Genomic DNA, 17,087 nt, shown 5'->3' with positions numbered 1-17,087 from the left:
TGATAGTACATGACAAAAGGAACACCAGCTAATATTAGTCAGCTTGTCAAAGACGCAAACAATAAATCATCATGGAAAATTAGGCTTGCTGCGTTGAATGAACTAAAACAATATGATTGTCAACAATCAAGAGATGTTATTACTCGTCTTGCTCTCCATGACAAAGTTTATAAAGTTAAAGAGGAAGCATTTAGAGCAGCACAAGCTATGGGGATTACTTACCGCGGAAATCCTATTCGCTTAGGACGTAAAGATATTGGTTTTAAGACAAAAGACTTTACTAAAGTTTTTCTACGTATCAAACGTGAAAAATCAATGGAAGAATTAGATTTACAATTATTCAAGGAAGCGTTCAAAACAATCGCGGCAGAAATGTATGATGTAATGGAATTTGAAAAGGGTCAAAAATTTGATGATTGGATTACAAATACATACAAATGTTTGCCAAAGAAATAAAAAGAACAGGGCGCGGAAAGTCAGTATATGACTTCCGCGCCCTGTCTTTTTGTGGGTGCTGTTGTGGTAAATGTTACGCAATAGAACGCCATTTTCGGGGGAAAAGGTATAAAGTATCGCCTATCCGATTTTCCCGCCCGGAAAGCCTTGCAAATCAAGGGATTTTCCGCGCCTACTGCGTAACAGGGGCGCGTCTTTTCCTCATGCGCTCGGCGGCCTGTCTGCGGGTGATACGCTTCCGGCAGTCGGGGCAGTATTTGACGCTGTTAGAGCTTGACGCAAAGGACGTGCCGCACTCGGTACATTTCTTCCTGTCCCCGGTTTGGTAAAGCTCCGCATAGAGCAGCTTATCAGCGGGAAGCACCGCAACCTTAAACCACTTGCAGAGAAGCGAATAGGAAATGAGCTGCGGACATACGCACTCGTCCCCGTCGTCCAGTAAGATACAGTTTCCATTATCGCAGTTGCAGCACGTCCGGCGCACAAGGGCGTTGACTTTCCGGCTCTGGGGCGGCGTCAGCCGCTTGACCTCGCTCATACTTCATCAGCGGCGTAAATGGGAAGCCCCGCAAACTCCGCTTCGGTCATGGCTTCCACTTTGGAGAGGGTACGGGCAGCAAAGCCCCGCATTTCCCCGTCCATAAAGGGCAGCGCGGCGTTCATGGCGACGATAAGCCCCTGTCGGCTCCCGGTCTTGTAAATGCTCAAAAGGTTTGTTTCTTCTACGGTCAGTTTTGTCATGTTCACACCTCCAAATCGTGATTTTTATTCTTTGCCGCCGCCTTTTTCGGGGCGGTCTTTGCCTTGTCTGTTTTAAGCTGCGCCCGGATAGAGGGGCGGGGCTTCCGTATCTCCCTGTCCCGGTTCTCCCTCTTGTCAATCAGCGCATACGTCCCATGTCTGCCCTCGATTTTGGAAAAGGAAAGGGTCTTGTAGGGCAGCATGGAGAAAAGACGGTCAGTGTCCTTTGTAGCCGCAAGCTGCATGAACGCCGGGGAAAGCTCTACCATGAAATGGGTCTTGTTTGGGCTGTTCGGCGTGTCGTGCCGCTTCATTTCCCACACAATGCGCCGCGCTTCCGTTTCAATCAGCCCGTCCCGCAATGCGGCGATATGCGCCTTGAAATCTCCCGGCGGAAGCTGCTCCCGGCTGCGCCGTTCTTCCTGTAAGAGCGATTGCAGCGCGTCCGGGTCGTTGGGTACGGCTTCAAAGCGTTCAAACTTCCCAAGCTGCGGGTCTGGGGTTCCGTCAAAATATCTCCCGGCTTTCTGTACCCTTTCCCCACGCTCATAAAACAGCTTCACCGTATCGGCGGGCAGCTCCTTTTCCTTGACGCGCTCATAATGGCGGGAATAGTCAAGCTCATACAGATTGCCCTTGATTTTCCCGCGCTCCTTTCCCGTCAGCTCGATTGCATAGGCAAGTACGCGGTCGCTTGTCTGCTCCATGTAGAAACGCCATGTATTGTGGGGCGCGGTGTCCTTTAGGAAAACGTCGCGCTCCCTAAAGCAATGCGTCCCGGACGGGCGGCAGAACCACAAAAGGGTCTTGTCCTCCCTGTGGGGGCTTGCCGCCGCCTTTGCGATAATCTCCTTGTCAATCTCCAAGTCGCTCTGGTAAAAGCCTGTATTCTGCTTCATAATCGCTTCAAGGGAAGCGAACAAATCCACGTTTTCAAATCTGCTCTGTTCCGGCATGGGTCAGCTCCTTTCCAAGTCCTGTGACTTCTGCTTTGCGTTTTTCTTCTGCGCCTTTTCCTTGTCGGCTCTAAGCTGCGCCCGGATAGAGGGCTTCTTTTCCGGCTTCGCTCCCTTGACGCGCTCCTTGTCGGCTTTGACCGCATTAGCCAGGTCAACAAGGGAAATCGTTTCTCCCGCCTTGACCTTTGCTTCCAGTTCGTCAACGGTAGGGGTGTTGTTGATGATACCGTCAAAGTTGTTGTCGTTCTGCTCTACGGTGTCCTCGACGTGCTTCAAAGGGTTTGCCTTTTCCGGCTGCTCTGCGGCAACGGCAAACGCCCGCGTCCCGTTCCCCATAATCAGATACTTTCCGTCGTCGGATTGATGATGAAAGCCATATCCGGCGGCTTCTATCTGCTCCCGGCTCATGGCGGTTACATGGAAAGTCCCTCTCGATGTTTTGACAGTTTCGCCCGTTTCCAAGTCGTCCGGGGTAAGCTGTTTCTGCTCCTGTAAAAACTCCGGCACTTGCCGGAAACCCGCGCTGTCAACATAGTGCGCCGCGTCCTGTCCGTCCTGATGAAGCACTACCACGTCGGAAACGGAAAGGCTGTGTCCCTTAAAGTCTTTGGGGTGGTCGATATTGAAACGGGTATAAATATCTTCAAGGGAAGTCCCCGGCGCAAGGGGCGCGGAATAGACAAGCTCATAGTTCGCCCTGTCAACCACATTCCCCGCCGCCTGCAGGCGGTCGTAAGGCTCAAAGCGCAAGTCCCTTGTTTCGTCCCCGCCTTTTATCTGGTAAATGGAAAAGGTGTCCTTGTCCGGCTCGGCGGTCTTTGCCGTTTCCTGTGCCTTTGCGTAGAGCTGCTTTACGTCGCCCTCGGTCAGCTCCCCGCTTTTGAGCTGCCCCATAAGCTCGCGGCATTTCTCCGGCGTTCCGGCGAAAAGAACGTCGCCCATTTTCGCCCGCCCGTTCTCCTGTGTCACATAGGCTTGCAAGAGGTAGCTGTTTTCCCGGCTGTCGCCGTAAGGGTTCCGGCGCACTCTGTAAATCGTTTCCGGGGTAAAGGCTTCTTTCGGGGCTGCGTCCGCTTTTTCCTGTGCGCCGGATTTCCCCGGTGCGTCTGCTTCCGGCTCCGGCTTCTCTTTCCCGGCTGTATCTGCCTTTTCCGGGGCTTCCGGCTGCGGCTGCTCCGGCGCGGCTGCCTGTTCCTCTCTGGTGGGCTGCTCCTGTCCGGCGGTTTGCTCCTTGTCCTGTGCCTTTTGCAGTTCCGCAAGATTTTCGTCTATGGAATTGATAATCTCGGCGGCTGCGCTGCGTATCGTTTCAAGGGAGCTTTTCAGTTCGGACAGCTCCCGCCCGCTGCTCCACCCGGCGACGTAGCCGAAAGAGTAGTCCGACGTGTCAAGCCCGTAATGTTGGCAGACGGTATAGGCGACGCTTTCCGCTTCGACTTCGCGGGTGCGGCGGTCAACGCGGGGCTGCTGTTCATCTTTGGGCGCGTTGAGGTCAATGTCGTGCAGCTTCGCATGGGCGATTTCGTGAATGGTGGTCTTTAAGGTCTGCAATTCGCTCATGCCCTCGTTGATAGCAATGCGCTTGTCCTCCAAGTGGTAGTAGCCATGAGAGCCGCCCTCGATATTCTCAAAGGCGATAGGGACGGGGGAAGTCTTTTCAAGGGCTGCGAAAAAATCCTTGTAGCGGTCAACGTCGCCCGTCAGCTCGTCCACCGCAATGTCCGGCAGCTCCTTTCCCTCGGTCTGGGAAACGTCGAAAACAGACACTACCTTGTAGGCGGGTATCTTGATTTCCTTTTCCTCGGTGACGGGCTTTCCGTCCTTGCCGATAATGGGCTTTTGTGTGTGCGGGTCTATCTTCTCCACTTCCTGTCTGATTTTGAACGGCGACGGGGCAATGATTTTAATCCCCTTTTGCCCTTTCATCACGTTGCGCCCGAAATTATTCTTCCAAGCGGAAAAGCCCGCCACAAGGGAAGCGTCCGGCTTCTGCATGGCGATAAGCAGCGTATTGTTGAAGCTGTAATTATGGAATTTTGACATGACGCGCAGATATTCCTTGTAACGCTCGCTGTCAAAGAGTTCCGTAATGCCCTGTTCCAGACGGTCGGTAATCTCTTTGAGCTTTTCGGCGGGCTTCTCGCTCGTCAGCACGATAGGGATAACCGGGCGCGGCTCCTGTGGCTGCTCTGCGGACTGTGCCGTTCTCTGCCCCGGCGCGGCTGCGTCCATTTCTACCTTTGACGGGTCGGGGCGTTCTGCCTGTGGGAAGCTCATTACTTTATACTCTTTGGGAATATCGCTTTCGCGCCCGTTGTACCACTCCGTAAAGGTGTTCTTGTTGTTGTAGATATAGCCCTGGTCGGTAAAGCGTCCCCCGTCATTGATAGCTGCGTCCCGCCCGTATTCCTCATACATGAAATACTTTTTCGCTTCTTCGGGAAGCTCCAATTCGTCCAGCTCGTCGATAAGGTAATAGCCGTAATCTTCCTCGCTCTGTACGGTAGGATAGAGCCAGTAACAATCAAGGTTCTGTGCAAGGTTGATAAGGTCTTTGATGTTCCCGGCGCGTTCCCCAAGCGTCACCGCCGCCGTAAACTTGTCCCTGTCCTCGTCGCTCTGCATTTCCAAGAGCTTCCCCAGATAGTTCAGCTCGTCAATCCCCGCGCTCTGGATAACGGCAAGCGGCACGTCAAAGGGCTGCTGCTCGGTGTTGGCAAATCCATTGATGAAAAAATCCTGTGGGTTGTCTGCGGTAATGCCGACGCTTTCCATAGCCGCGTGAAGCTGCTGCGTTGTAGTCGGCATGGGAAGCCACACGCCGCCCGGTTCGCCTGTTTCAAAGCGGGTGCGGCTGTCAATCAAAATCGAAAACTGCTCGCTCATTTTTTCTCTCCTTTCCTGTTCCATCATGCGGTGCATAAGCTCAAAATCTTCAATGCTCATGCTCCCGTCAAATACATAGGGGTTAAAATCCTCCCCGTCCCGGTAGGGGTTTTCGGAAAAGGGAAGCCCCGCTTCATGGGCGGTGGCTCTTGCTTCCTCGATAACCTCCGGGGGAAGCCTGTCGTCATGCGCCCCGATAAAACCGTCAATATCGTTCATGCTGTTTTCGTAGTGGTAGCGCACTCCGGCGGTCAGCTCGTCAAGGCTCATATCCTCGCCTAAATGCCCGCAATAGTAGCCGTTAAGGATAACGGCGGCGGGGTCGGTGCTTTTGATTTCCTCTAACCGGCTCCTGTCCTCCGGGTAGAGCGTATCGTCCATATCAAGATGAAAATATTCCGCGTTCCATGAACGCCCCTGTTTCCAGAACGCCACCCATGCGATACCGTCCCTAAGCTCGTCCTGATAGTCCTTTACGGTGTCCCGTAAACTTGCCATAGTTGAAAAACCTCCTTTCTCTGGGGCAGCGTCATAAGCTGCATTTTTTGGCTGCATAGCCTACTACGGCACACCCGCATTTCTGCCAAAGTTTTTTGAAGATTTTCAGAGGGTGAAGCCCTCCGCAAAAGAGGGTTTGGGAAACTTCCCAACAAGCAAAATCCCCGTCCGGCGCGTCAGCGTCGTAACGGGGATTTACGGAAGTGGGTACCCGCTTCCTATGCTTGCTATTCAGTTATTTTTTCTTTGGAAGTTCCACCCGGTAGTTGACATATTTCCCGCCCGTATCAGCCAATACGATAGTTCCGTCGTAGGTTTTGCCCGTCTTTGGGGAATAGAGCTTTTTCACATTTACCTTGCCGGATTGTAAGAGTGCAGCGGCAATTTTGGGGGTAAAGGTTACTTTTCGTTCTTCAAAGAAACGGTCATTTTTCCACATGGTAAAGATACATTCTTTATTGCTGCAATAGTAGTTTTTCTTTCCCTCATAGACAGGAGAACCGCAGCGGGGGCAGCTTCCCAACGCTTCCCGTTCCGGCTTGAACATCTGCGCTTTATCATCAGAAAGAAACGGATAGGTCTTTACCAGTTCCCGCGCCATATCCTCGATACCCTCCATAAATGCGGCGGGGTCTGCCTTGTCTTTTGCAATCTGCGTCAGATTGTTTTCCCATTCTGCGGTAAGCTGCGGGCTTGTCAAGGTGTCCGGCAGGACGCACACAAGGTTGATACCGTCCTTTGTGGGAAGTAGCTGCTTGCCTTTTCGCTCCACAAAGCCGCCCTTTACCAGTTTTTCAATGACGGCGGCGCGGGTGGCGGGAGTTCCAAGCCCTTTGCGTTCTGCGTCCGGGTCGGTGTCCTCACTTCCGGCGCGCTCCATAGCAGAGAGCAGCGACGCTTCGTTGTGAGGTTTTGGCGGTGTTGTGTCATGCTCCGTTACCGTTGCCGCTGGATTTTCAAAGGTCTGTCCCTCGGTAAACGGCGGTAGGGTCTTTTCTGTGTCGCTGTCTGCGTCGTCCGTTTCGGGCTTGTTCTTTAAGGCTGTCCTGTATTTTCGGTCAATCTCTTTCCACCCGTCGGACAATACAGTTTTTCCCCTTGCGGTAAAGGACTGTCCGGCACACTCAAAAACTGCCGTAACTGCTTCAAAGGTATGCGGTGCTGCGGTCGCCATGAGTAGACGCGCCCCGGCAAGGGTAAGGATATTCCTTTCGCTTTCTGGCAGCGCGGCAAGGTCGGTCTTTGCAAGCTCCATAGTCGGGATAATAGCATGGTGGTCTGATACCTTTTTACTGTTCAGCACCTTTCCAAGCTCCGGCGTGAAGTCTTTTCCCGCCATAAAAGGAAATTTCCCACAAAGCAGCTTGATAATGCCCGCCGCTGTGTTGCCCATGTCGTCAGTCAGATAGCTGCTGTCTGTTCTCGGATAAGTAAGAAGTCTTTTTTCATACAGGGCTTGTGCAAGGTCAAGGGTCTGCTTTGCAGTATAACCGAACAGGCGGTTTGCTTCCCTCTGTAAAGAAGTAAGGTCAAAGAGCTTCGGCGGGGCTGCGGTCTTTTTCTCTTTCACAAGGGAAGTGCAGGCTGCCCGCGACGCTTCGCAAGCAGCTTTCAGCCTGTCAGCTTCGGAACGGTCAGACAGTTTTTCACTTGCAGCTTCCACGTCGGATAAGACAAGGCGTACATGGTAGTATTTTTCTTTCTTAAATGTGGTAATCGCTGCGTCCCGGTCAACAAGCATTTTTAAGGTCGGGGTCTGTACGCGCCCCACGTTCAAGGTATGATTGTAAAGGACAGAGAAAAGGCGGGTGGCATTGATACCAATTAACCAGTCAGCCTTTGCCCTGCATAATGCGGAAGCAAAGAGCGCGTCATATTCCTCGCCGTTCTTCAGACGGGAAAAGCCCTCTTTGATTGCACTGTCCTCCATAGAAGAAATCCAAAGGCGGCGCATAGGTTTCTTGCAGCCTGCCATTTCATAGACAAAACGGAAAATGAGTTCTCCCTCGCGCCCTGCGTCGCAGGCATTGACGACTTCGGAAACGTCTGCCCGGTGCATAAGCTCCTTTAAGGTTTTGAATTGCTTTTCCTTGTCAGCGGAAACGGTGTATTTCCATTCCTGCGGCAAAATCGGTAAGCTGTCATAGCTCCACTTTTTATATTGTTCCCCGTAGGCGGCAGCTTCCGCAAGCCCTACCAAATGTCCCACGCACCAAGAAACGATATAGCCGCTTCCTGTGAGAAATCCGTCTTTCTTTTTCTTTGCCCCAAGTACGGCAGCGATTGTCTGCGCCACACTGGGCTTTTCTGCGATAACTAAAATCAATGATAAATCCTCCTTTCAGCGTTCCGGCTCGGCTTCTTTTTTCTTCTGTACCTGTTTCAGACAGTACCCCACACAAGTGGACTGTCCCTTGTAAGGGCAGGAAGCGCAAGCCGGGGGATAAGGAACAGGCGGCGCATTATCACGCCGCCCGTCCGGTTTCTGTATCATCATCTTTTCAAAGGGATTGTCGGTAAACAGGGTCATAGGGTTTCTTCCTCCGTTTCTTCATCTTCGGGAGTTTCCCCGGTATCTGTTTCCGGCTCGTCCTCGTCGTAATCCTCAAATTCAAAATCTTCAAGGTCAGTGTTCCCTTTCACGTTCTGCTTCGGTTTTAGAAACTTAAAGTAGTAGAACGCTGCGCCGCCACCAAGCAGGGCAAAGAGGACTAAGGCAAGCACCACACCGGGATTGCCGCCTTTTTCTTTCGGTTCTTCCGACTGCTCTGTTGGTGTTGGGGTGGGTTCTTTGCCTGTGCAGCCTGTCATACTGGTAACACATACCGGGCAGGACGTGTTTACCTTTCCGGCTTCGCATTTTTCCGTACAGTTACAGATTTCCGGCTTTTTGGCAGCTTCGCCGTTTTCGGTCAGTGCCATAAGGTCGGCTTCGTCTACTTGATTTAGGAAATGTACGGTCTGTTCGCCCTCGGCGGCGCGGTCAATGAGGATATAGAAATAGTTGCCGCCTTTGGTGGTAACAGTGATAAGCTGCTTATTGCCGCCGTAATCGTCAACCAGTGTTGCGTTTCCCTTTGGGGTAAGGGGCGGCGTTTCCTCTTTTTCCTCCACAATCACGCCGCTGTCATTAGTCGCGTCCCCGGCGGGCGGCTCTGTGGCTGCGCCCTGTGCATAGGCAGGGACAGAAAAACCGCCCATAAGGATAAGGGCGGCACAAAGGGCAGTCATGGTCTTTTTCAGTTTATTCTTCATCTGCATTTTCCTCCTGTTCGTTTTCTTCTGCGGGTGCGGCAGTCATGCCGGGAATACCACCGCCGGACAGCATAGCGTTAAGTTCCTGCGGGGTCAGACGCATAGCTCGTACAAGCTGCACGATTTCAAGGTTTTCCGCTTCGGTTTTCTGCGCTTCCAGTCCTTTTAACTTGTTCTGATACTCTGTGATTTTCTCGCGGGTCTTTGCGATTTCCTTATTGATACGGTCGATTTTATTGTTTGCCATAGGTCATTTCTCCTTTCTTTTTGGGGCTGCTTTACCAGTTCATCAGCCCGTAGCCTTTGATACATTGATAGTTAAGGTCATAGCTCTTTATCTTGCAGGCGTCGCCGGAATTGCCCTCAACGGTATAGACGCGGCTTTCGTCCCTGCCAAGCACAAGCCCCACATGGTCGGCAACGCCGTCTAAATCCCAATCGAAAAAGATAGCGTCGCCCGGTGCGATATTCTCATAGCCGCGTGCGCCCCATTGTCCCCTTGACTGAAACCAAGGGACACCCTGCCATTCGCAGCCCGCAAAGCGCGGTTCGCTTTTTCCGGCTTGATTGTAGCACCATGATACAAAACAGGCGCACCATTCCACGCGGCTGTTAAAGCCGTACCAAGACCAGTAAGGGTAGCCGCCCACATTTCCGACTTGCTGCTTTGCAAGCTCCATAAGCTCTTGATTTCCGGGGCGCGTACCGTTTACAAACTCCACGCCGCTTAAATCCTCGGATGGGCTTCCGTCGGGAGAACCACCGCCAAAAATCAGCGGTTTGTTGCCGCTTGTTTCCAAGTAGACATGGAACATTTCAAGCTGCTGTGGCGTTAAAAGCTCCGATACAAAAGAGGAAATCGGCTTGTTTGTCAGTTTCACATTCAAGATGTAATACTCATAAGGGACTTCCTCGGTGGTGGTTTCCCCTGTTTCCGGGTCGGTGCTTGTTTCGGTGCGGTAGCGTATTTCCACTTCCTCGGTCAATGTCAAGGTGTACTGCATGGAAAAGATACGTTCAAGCTCTGCCTGTGCGCTTTGCGGGGTGTAGCTCTGCAAGAGGGCGGTCAAGTACGACGCTAATTCGTGGGGGTTATGCCCGATACTGTCAAGGTCGTAGCGGTATTCATCATAGCCGGGGTGGGTGCTTTCGATATTGTCAATCTCACTTTGCAGCCCGTTTTCCAATGCAGCATAGTTGTTTTCAACTGCCACAAGGTCGCTGTCCTCGGACGTGTAGGAAGTGCCAAGCACGCCATTAGTCAAGCCGGAAAACATAGCCCCGCAAGAGGACAGCCCTGCGGAAATCATAATAAAGAGAAGCAGCGCGGCAACTGCAATCAAAACACCCGCCGGGTGTCTTGCCGCAAATGCGGCGGCTTTCCTCGTTTCCTCGGCGGTTTTCTTTGCCGTCTTTCTTGTGGCTTCCGCTGCGGCTTTTGCCCCGCCTTTCTTTGCCGCCTTTGCATACTGGCGTTTTATCTGCTGTTTCTGCATGAAACGGGAAAGAGGGTTAGAAGTAAGCTGCGGGTTGTCGTGCAGGGTCTTGTGATACTGGAAGTTGACGTTTGCCTTAAATGCTGCCTTTTCTGCCTTTGCTGCTTCCCGGTAAGGTTTCAGCTTATGGCTGCGGTAGCCCTGTTTTAACTTCCGCGCCCCGTATTTCGCGCCGCGCTCGGCAAGTTCCTCCGATTTATGCGCCCCCTCAACGCCGGAATTGTCCTTTTCAACCGAATGTATCTTGTTATGGACGAAAATCCCCGCTTCCTGTGCGGGGCGGGACAGCGGGTTTCCCTTTTTGCTGCCGGGTATCGGTTTTTCCTGTTCTTCAAAGCGTAAGCGGGTCTTTGCTTTTCCTGTGGCTTCATCAAAGGTGCGCTCATTAACCAGTTTCTTTTGCTTCGGGATAGCTGCCTTTGCCGCGTCCAGTCGGTCAGCGGCTTTGTTTGATTTTTCAATATAGCGTTCCAGTTCCAGCGTTGCCCGTTCCTCGTCGGTAAATTGCAAGCGGGAAGTGGAAGTACGCAAAGCAGTAGCTTCCTGCTCTTTTTTGACTGCCTTTTTGTTTGCCTTTCGGGTATGTGCTGCGTCAAGATGTTCTATGACGCGTTCCGCTGCGGCACTGTCCGGCTGTGAAAAGTCGCTGTCTGCTTCCCGGCTGCTGATACGCTCGGCGGTCTGCTGTGTTTCGTTGACTTCCACCACGCCGTCGCGGGTCATTTTTTGTGTGATTTTATCGCGTGGTTTTAATTGCTTGATAGTCCTGCACCTCCATTCTCTGAAAATACGCACCATTCCCGGCAGCGTCCAAGCTCTATGTCTGCGATATACCTAAGTATCGGATATACCTGTGCCGGAACAACGGCATTACCTAGTGTTTTCAGTCGCTTTGCTCTGTCTTTTTTGTCCGGGGCAAGGCGGGGAATATCTGCCGGCTCTATGCCCCATAGGAGATTTCCGTCCACCCCTGTGGGAAGCCCATCAGCCATTCCACCCATTCCGGGTTGAAGCGTAAAGTCAAATCCGGGGTCGGTGTGAGAAAATAAATGGTTTCCGACAGTTTGGGTGTCCAGTATGTCCCGTCCTTTTTCTGTCTGCGAAATGCTCCTGCCTGCGTTATACTTATCCGTTCCACATTTGCCTTTGAGCCTGTGTCGGAAGCAAGGGGCGTGGGAAACATCAGCCCCCACGATAAAAGTTCGCTTGCGTTCATGCCACGCGCCGACGGCGCAAGCAGGAAGTACGAATGTCCAAACTGCATATCCCGCCTGTTCCAAGTCAAAGAGCGTTTTGTGGAGCCCCATATTGATGAAGTTAGCAACATTTTCGCCAAGCACCCAACGGGGGCGCAGTTCTTTAATGACGCGGCACATTTCCGGCCAGAGATAACGGGGGTCGGAAAATCCCTGTTTCGGGCCGATTGCGGAGAACGGCTGGCAGGGAAACCCCCCGGAGATAAGAGTGATTGTTTCCTGTCCTGTTTTTTCAATAAAAGCCTCCTTTGTTACGGTTGTAATATCTTGAAAGCGCGGCACATACGGCCAGTGCCTTTCAAGCACTTTGTTGGGGTATTCTGCCCATTCACACTGGCAGACGGTAGAAAACCCTGCCGCTTCTGCGGCAAGGTCAATTCCGCCAATCCCGGTAAACAGGCTGAAATGCGTTAATCTTTTCATAGGCTGCTCACTTCCTCCGGCTTCGTCGTCATTACTCGGTAAAGCTCGGTATCTTTCGGGAAGCGGTCTACAAAAGGCAGCACCACATTTCCATAGAAGATAAGCCCCTCGCCCGCTTCGGTGTGGGTAACATACTTCATCTGTTGCGGGGAAATATTAAGCTGCTTTGCAAGGATAGTACGGTCGCCCTGCGCTTGATTGAGCATGAGGACAAAATCGCTGTTCTCAAAGATATTTTCCACCTCGCGGCTTGCCAAAAGGTCTTTGACGTTCTGCGTAATGGCTGTGGGGATACCGCCCCATTTACGAAAACGCTTCCAAATCTCCACGCTGTAAGCGGCGGTCTGTTCCTCTTTTAAGAGCAAGTGAAACTCGTCCATATAGTAGCGGGTGGATTTCTTTTCTGCCCGGTTTATCGTTACCCTGTTCCATGTCTGGTCTTGCACAATGAGCATACCTAACTTTTTAAGCTGCTTCCCAAGCTGCTTTATATCAAAGCAGACAAGGCGGTTAGAAAGCTCCACGTTGGTTCTGTGGTTGAATACGTTAAGGCTGCCGGAAACATACAGCTCCAATGCCGCTGCGATACGGGCAGCTTCCGGCTCCGGCTGCCTTAACAGCTCGTCGTAAAGGTCGCCCAAGATAGGCATTTTTGCCGGGTCGGGGTCTGCAAGGAACGGGCGGTACACATTTCTTACAGCCCTGTCAATGACGGTCTTATCAACAGGCTGCAACCCCTCCTTGCCGCCGATAACAAGCTCGCAAAGGGAAAGGATAAAATCAGATTTTAAGGCTAACGGGTTGTCGTCCTCGGAATAGTTAAGGTTTATATCCATAGGGTTTACATACTGGGGCTTGCCGTCAATGCCCCTGCCCGTAGGGGAAAGGCGTATTACTTGCCCATTAAGACGCTGCACAAGGGAAAAATACTCGGCTTCCGGGTCGCAAATGATAATATCGTCGTCGGTAATGAGAAAAGCGTTTGTCATTTCTCTTTTGGCAGCGAAACTCTTACCGCTTCCCGGCGTTCCCAAGATAAGCCCGTTTGGGGTTTTGAGCTGCTTGCGGTCGCAGAGTATCATGTTATTAGAAAGGGCGTTCAAGCCATAGTACAGGGCTTGCCCCGTCTGAAAAAGCTCCTGCGTGATAAAGGGAATGAAAATAGCGGTGCTGCTCGTTGTCAAACCTCTCTGAATAGGGATAAGGTTTTCCCCAATCGGCACACTGGATAAAAGCCCCGCTTCCTGCTGATAGTCAAGGCGTGTCAGGCGGCAGTTGTATTTCTGTGCGATACCCGCCGCAGCGAAAATGTCATTTTCCAGTTTCCGCTTCGTGTCTGCCATGTTTACCACAAGGAACGTAAGGAGAAACATTCGCTCGTTGCGGCTCTGTAAGTCCTGCAACAAGTTCTTTGCTTCGCTGCCAAAGGTGGCAAGGTCGGACGGGATTATATCCATGTCATAGCCGCTTCTAACCGCTTTTTTCTGTTCCTCAATCTTCATCTTGTCAAGGTCTGTGATTTTGCGCTTAATGGTCTTGATTGCTTCCGACTGGTCGATACTGCGGATATGTAAGTTGACGATTACACCTGTTTCCAAGTCCAGTATGTCGGCAAGCATACGGTCGTTGAGTTCCGGCGTAAGGATTTCAAGGAAGCTCGCTGCACCGATTTTCTTCCCCATGCGGAAATATCTGCCCTCGCCAAAACGGAAAGAGGACGGGGCGATAAAATCCTTTGTAGACAGCCCCGACGGGGTAAGCCAGTCAAAGGAAAAGGAGAACGGCTCGCCCTCCGGGTGGAATACCCCATGCAGCACCTTTAAGCGTTCATAGCCGGATAAGGGGCGGGCAGTTACGCCAAGCACCTTGAAATTGTTAAGCACGTCGGTTTCGATACGGGAAAGCCTTGACTTTGCAGCCGCCTTGTTATCGGCTTCAACGGTAAAGGTAATGTATTTGTGCTTCACAAGCCCGTTGTTGCCTTTACTAAGCTGATTTTTCAGCATATCCGAATACTCGGTGCGGATAGAGTTAAAAGCGTCCTCCTGTGCGGGGATAGAGATTGCTTTTTCTGCCTGTTCCCGCTGTGTCCCTTGATTGATGAAAGAAAGCTGCACGCTCACGCTCGCGTCAAAGTAATTGAGGAAATCGCACCAGTTTTCAAAAATGGCGGTCTTATCGTCAGCCTGTGCAAGCTGATAATTGATGTCCTCGAACATGACGCACTTTGAATATCTCTTTTCCGTAACCTTGCAGATACCGTCCGGGTACATGGCAAGGTAGGGAATGGTCTGCTGTGCGGTGCGGGCTTTGCCGTCGCCTTTAGCCTTTCGGATAGCTTCGGCAATCTGTTTCTTTTCGGCGCGGGTCAGCTTACGCCTGTTTCCTGCGGCTTCCCGCGTCTTTTTTGTTTGTCCTTTTGACAATCGCTGATACCTCCTTTTCTAAGTTTCGTTGCTTTTCCAAGACAGCGTATAGGTTTTCGGTTCTGTAAGGTCGCTCCTTTGGGCGGGTAAACTTTGTCTGAATGACGTTTCTTACCACCACTTCAAGGGGCTGTCCATGCTTTTCATACATGGCAAGCAGGAAGCAGGGGAGCATGACGACAATCATCGCCATAGCCGCAAGGTTCGTCCCTGTGCTGCCTTTGAGTAAAAAAAACAGCGGCAGTCCGATTAAGAGAGCCGCCGCAAAACAAACGATTTGCCGCTTTGTCAGATTGAAAGCGACTTTTGTTTTGACTTTGGAAAGGTCTTTGGGTACAGGTACATACGCCAAGAAAAAACCTCCTTTCTGCCCTTAGTGGGCGTTGAATATGGATTTTGCCAGTGTGCCGGATTTGAACAGGGAAAAACAGAGGATAACCGTATAGGCGGCAAGGGAAAATACCGCGCTGTGCAGATTGTCTGCAATTATCATGTCGTTTACCAGTACGGCGTAAATACCGACACATATCATAATGAGGAAGCCTTGAAAACCAAGAGCGAACAGCCCTTTTAGGTAGTTGTTTCCAATCTGTCCCCATTCTCTGTTGGTCATGGTTGCAAATGGAATAGGCGATACCGAACAGTAAAGGTAAATCTCTATCATTCTGCCGTAGAGGATAACGGTTATCAGTACGGACATGATTTTCATGCAAAGGCTCACAAGGCTTGTTTCAAGCACAAGTAAGAGCAGTTCGGGGATTTCCATATCTTCAAGCCCCTCCTGCATGGCGGCAAGGGCTTCGGCAACGTCGATATTCGTATCGCCGCCGATAACCCCCGCTGCGCCGGAAACGATATGCTGCGCCATATCAAAGACCGCCATTGTGATGTTGAACGTGTTGGTTACGATAAACACCGCAACAAAGGCTTTGAATATCCACTTAAAGAACATGAATGTTTCTATGTCGTGCATATTGTTCTTTTCCGTTACCATGCTGATAAGCTCGTAGCATAGGACATAGGTAATGACAAGCCCCGCAATCGGGACGATTACATTTTCAGAAAGGGTCTGTATCATACTGAAAATGTTTGCGTTCCAACCCTGCGGGGTCTGTCCTACCTCGTTTGCGATAGTCCCGACTTTTTCGTTTACGTCCCCGAACATAGTTGACAGATTACCGTTTATCGCTCCGATAAGGATTTCCTTTATCCATTCGTTAATCGCGTCAAGTATGCTCTGCATAGGCAGCTACCCGCGCTTAACCGAACAAGCCGGAAAGCAGAGGTACAAGGATAGTGCCGATAAGGGCAACGCCGCCGCCCGCCATGAGCTGTTTCATCCCCAATTAGGTGTAAAAACTCTGCTCGATGGCGGGCGGCGGCGTACAAAAAATCTATATGGTGTTGTTAAGAGAACCGTCCCGGCGGGACAGGTCAGGCAGTGACCTGTTCCACCTCCGGGATGGGTTTGAGATTAAAATGAATTTCGATAGAAATGTGTCTTGTTTTATCTTCGTCAATGCGCTCATGCACAACGATTTCTTTGATTAAGCGGTTGAGGGTGGCTGCGTCCAGCTCTGTGATGTTGGCGTATTCCTGAATGGCTTCCACCCATTGTTTTGCATCATTGGCAAGCTGGACTTCATCGGACAGCCGCTTTCTGCCCTCGGACACTTTTGTTTTAAGCTCCGTCTGCTCGGTCTGTGTCTTTTCCAGCATGGTGTTGAAATTCTGCTCACTGATACGCCCTGCAATCATATCCTCATAAAGCCGCATGACCATTTTGTCCAGAACCTCAATCCGTTCCTCGTCCCTTGTAAGGGAGCGTTCCATTGCTTCCCGCTGTTCCCGCTGCTCGGCTTCACAGGTATTGGTCAGGCGGTCGGCAACCGCTTCCCCGTCCATCAGGGCAGCTCTGGCACATTCCCGGATTTTCCGCAGCACATGGCTGTAAAGGGTGTCATAATCAATCCGGTGCTGGGTGCAGTGGTTCTTTCCAAAGGCATTGTAGGTCTTGCAGGAGTAAATCCGCTGGGGATGTTTAGCGTTTGTGTAGCGTACCGTCAGCGACTTCCCACACTCGCCGCATTTTAACAGTCCGGCAAACAGGCTGATTTCATTGGTCTGCCCCGGACGCTGGCGGGATTTCAGCTTGTTCTGCACAATGTCAAAGCTCATGCTGTCAATCAGCGGTTCATGCTGTCCCTCCACCACAATCCAGTCCTCCGGCTTCTTTTCCCCAATCGTGCCGATTTTGAAGCGGTAGTCCTTTTTCTGGGAAGCAATCGCCCCGGTGTAGACGGGATTCATCAAAAGGTCTTTGATAACGGAGAAGTCCCACATATACCGCCCGTTTTCTGGGTCTTTCTTTTCCCATTTGGTGCGGGTATTGCGAAGCCCCCGTTCCCGGTTCCACCATGTAGGGCAGGGGATTTTTTCTTTCTCCAGCCGTCTGCGGATATAGTTCGGACCATGACCGTTCAGGGCATATCCGAAAATCAGCCGCACAATCGGGGCGGTTTCCTCGTCAATGAGCAGATGGTTTTTGTCCTCCGGGTCTTTCCGATACCCAAACGGGGCAAGACACCCGGTAAACTGTCCTTTCTGCGCTTTCAGAAGATAAGAGGAATGGACTTTCTTGGAAATATCCTTGCTGTACATCTCGTTCAGGATATTCTTGAACGGGGCAAT

15 protein-coding genes and 1 pseudogene are annotated in these 17,087 nt (G+C 51.5%); 1 reads left to right on the top strand and 15 read right to left on the bottom strand.

Features of this window, described 5'->3' with window-relative positions; all coding sequences use genetic code 11:
• Nucleotides 1-9 precede the first annotated feature (9 nt).
• A complete protein-coding gene (locus H8Z82_RS13215; RefSeq protein WP_009447122.1) occupies nt 10-456 on the top strand; it encodes a HEAT repeat domain-containing protein in 447 nt (148 codons plus the stop codon).
• A gap of 172 nt (nt 457-628) precedes the next feature.
• Here the strand turns inward: H8Z82_RS13215 and H8Z82_RS13210 are convergent, their stop codons facing one another.
• The 15 genes and pseudogenes from H8Z82_RS13210 to H8Z82_RS13140 form a co-directional block, all read right to left on the bottom strand.
• Nucleotides 629-994 (bottom strand): cysteine-rich VLP domain-containing protein, encoded by a 366-nt coding sequence (locus H8Z82_RS13210; protein WP_009447123.1) that lies wholly within the window; start codon nt 992-994, stop codon nt 629-631.
• Nucleotides 991-1,197: a transposon-transfer assisting family protein gene (locus H8Z82_RS13205; RefSeq protein ID WP_009447124.1), complete on the bottom strand. Its 207-nt coding sequence runs from the start codon at nt 1,195-1,197 to the stop codon at nt 991-993. Before H8Z82_RS13205 ends, H8Z82_RS13210 begins: the two co-directional genes overlap by 4 nt.
• A gap of 2 nt (nt 1,198-1,199) precedes the next feature.
• Entirely contained in the window at nt 1,200-2,153 is a 954-nt protein-coding gene (locus H8Z82_RS13200; RefSeq protein WP_009447125.1) for a hypothetical protein, read from the bottom strand.
• A gap of 3 nt (nt 2,154-2,156) precedes the next feature.
• Nucleotides 2,157-5,540, bottom strand: a complete 3,384-nt coding sequence (locus H8Z82_RS13195; RefSeq protein WP_118209245.1) for a YodL domain-containing protein — start codon at nt 5,538-5,540, stop codon at nt 2,157-2,159.
• Between the two features lie 235 nt (nt 5,541-5,775).
• Nucleotides 5,776-7,866, bottom strand: a complete 2,091-nt coding sequence (locus tag H8Z82_RS13190) for a DNA topoisomerase 3 (protein WP_118520113.1) — start codon at nt 7,864-7,866, stop codon at nt 5,776-5,778.
• Nucleotides 7,867-7,881: 15 nt separating this feature from the next.
• Nucleotides 7,882-8,070: a hypothetical protein gene (locus tag H8Z82_RS13185; RefSeq protein WP_118142526.1), complete on the bottom strand. Its 189-nt coding sequence runs from the start codon at nt 8,068-8,070 to the stop codon at nt 7,882-7,884.
• On the bottom strand, nt 8,067-8,795 hold the full coding sequence (locus tag H8Z82_RS13180; protein ID WP_173684299.1) for a DUF4366 domain-containing protein: 729 nt from the start codon (nt 8,793-8,795) through the stop codon (nt 8,067-8,069). Before H8Z82_RS13180 ends, H8Z82_RS13185 begins: the two co-directional genes overlap by 4 nt.
• Complete coding sequence (locus H8Z82_RS13175) at nt 8,785-9,042, bottom strand: DUF4315 family protein (RefSeq protein ID WP_002610330.1); 258 nt, start codon at nt 9,040-9,042, stop codon at nt 8,785-8,787. Before H8Z82_RS13175 ends, H8Z82_RS13180 begins: the two co-directional genes overlap by 11 nt.
• 31 nt (nt 9,043-9,073) lie before the next feature.
• Nucleotides 9,074-11,014, bottom strand: coding sequence for a CHAP domain-containing protein (locus H8Z82_RS13170; protein ID WP_118520117.1), 1,941 nt, complete (start codon nt 11,012-11,014; stop codon nt 9,074-9,076).
• 26 nt (nt 11,015-11,040) lie between these two features.
• A complete protein-coding gene (dcm, locus tag H8Z82_RS13165) occupies nt 11,041-11,970 on the bottom strand; it encodes a DNA (cytosine-5-)-methyltransferase (protein WP_118520119.1) in 930 nt (309 codons plus the stop codon).
• Complete coding sequence (locus H8Z82_RS13160; RefSeq protein WP_118520121.1) at nt 11,967-14,396, bottom strand: VirB4-like conjugal transfer ATPase, CD1110 family; 2,430 nt, start codon at nt 14,394-14,396, stop codon at nt 11,967-11,969. The genes dcm and H8Z82_RS13160 overlap by 4 nt, the downstream gene beginning before the upstream one ends.
• A complete protein-coding gene (locus H8Z82_RS13155) occupies nt 14,344-14,748 on the bottom strand; it encodes a PrgI family protein (protein ID WP_032510607.1) in 405 nt (134 codons plus the stop codon). The genes H8Z82_RS13160 and H8Z82_RS13155 overlap by 53 nt, the downstream gene beginning before the upstream one ends.
• Nucleotides 14,749-14,769: 21 nt before the next feature.
• On the bottom strand, nt 14,770-15,639 hold the full coding sequence (locus H8Z82_RS13150) for a VirB6/TrbL-like conjugal transfer protein, CD1112 family (protein ID WP_002610323.1): 870 nt from the start codon (nt 15,637-15,639) through the stop codon (nt 14,770-14,772).
• 16 nt (nt 15,640-15,655) lie between these two features.
• Nucleotides 15,656-15,739 (bottom strand): annotated as a pseudogene (locus tag H8Z82_RS13145) (Maff2 family mobile element protein); the annotation flags it as partial.
• A 91-nt stretch (nt 15,740-15,830) separates the two neighbouring features.
• Nucleotides 15,831-17,087: recombinase family protein (locus H8Z82_RS13140; RefSeq protein WP_186995370.1), on the bottom strand; the 1,257-nt coding region annotated here is incomplete at its 5' end.

It is taken from the genome of Blautia difficilis (genome assembly GCF_014297245.1).
Lineage (GTDB): Bacteria > Bacillota > Clostridia > Lachnospirales > Lachnospiraceae > Blautia_A > Blautia_A difficilis.
The sequence above is the reverse complement of the archived record's forward strand: the minus strand, read 5'-3'. Positions and strand labels throughout refer to the sequence as shown.

What these genes read in the sequence shown, in the direction of transcription:
- H8Z82_RS13215 (WP_009447122.1), top strand. Translation starts at nt 10, where the DNA reads ATGACAAAAGGAACACCAGCTAATATTAGTCAGCTTGTCAAAGACGCA.
- H8Z82_RS13210 (WP_009447123.1), bottom strand. Translation starts at nt 994, where the DNA reads ATGAGCGAGGTCAAGCGGCTGACGCCGCCCCAGAGCCGGAAAGTCAAC.
- H8Z82_RS13205 (WP_009447124.1), bottom strand. Translation starts at nt 1,197, where the DNA reads ATGACAAAACTGACCGTAGAAGAAACAAACCTTTTGAGCATTTACAAG.
- H8Z82_RS13200 (WP_009447125.1), bottom strand. Translation starts at nt 2,153, where the DNA reads ATGCCGGAACAGAGCAGATTTGAAAACGTGGATTTGTTCGCTTCCCTT.
- H8Z82_RS13195 (WP_118209245.1), bottom strand. Translation starts at nt 5,540, where the DNA reads ATGGCAAGTTTACGGGACACCGTAAAGGACTATCAGGACGAGCTTAGG.
- H8Z82_RS13185 (WP_118142526.1), bottom strand. Translation starts at nt 8,070, where the DNA reads ATGACCCTGTTTACCGACAATCCCTTTGAAAAGATGATGATACAGAAA.
- H8Z82_RS13180 (WP_173684299.1), bottom strand. Translation starts at nt 8,795, where the DNA reads ATGAAGAATAAACTGAAAAAGACCATGACTGCCCTTTGTGCCGCCCTT.
- H8Z82_RS13175 (WP_002610330.1), bottom strand. Translation starts at nt 9,042, where the DNA reads ATGGCAAACAATAAAATCGACCGTATCAATAAGGAAATCGCAAAGACC.
- H8Z82_RS13170 (WP_118520117.1), bottom strand. Translation starts at nt 11,014, where the DNA reads ATGACCCGCGACGGCGTGGTGGAAGTCAACGAAACACAGCAGACCGCC.
- dcm (WP_118520119.1), bottom strand. Translation starts at nt 11,970, where the DNA reads ATGAAAAGATTAACGCATTTCAGCCTGTTTACCGGGATTGGCGGAATT.
- H8Z82_RS13150 (WP_002610323.1), bottom strand. Translation starts at nt 15,639, where the DNA reads ATGCAGAGCATACTTGACGCGATTAACGAATGGATAAAGGAAATCCTT.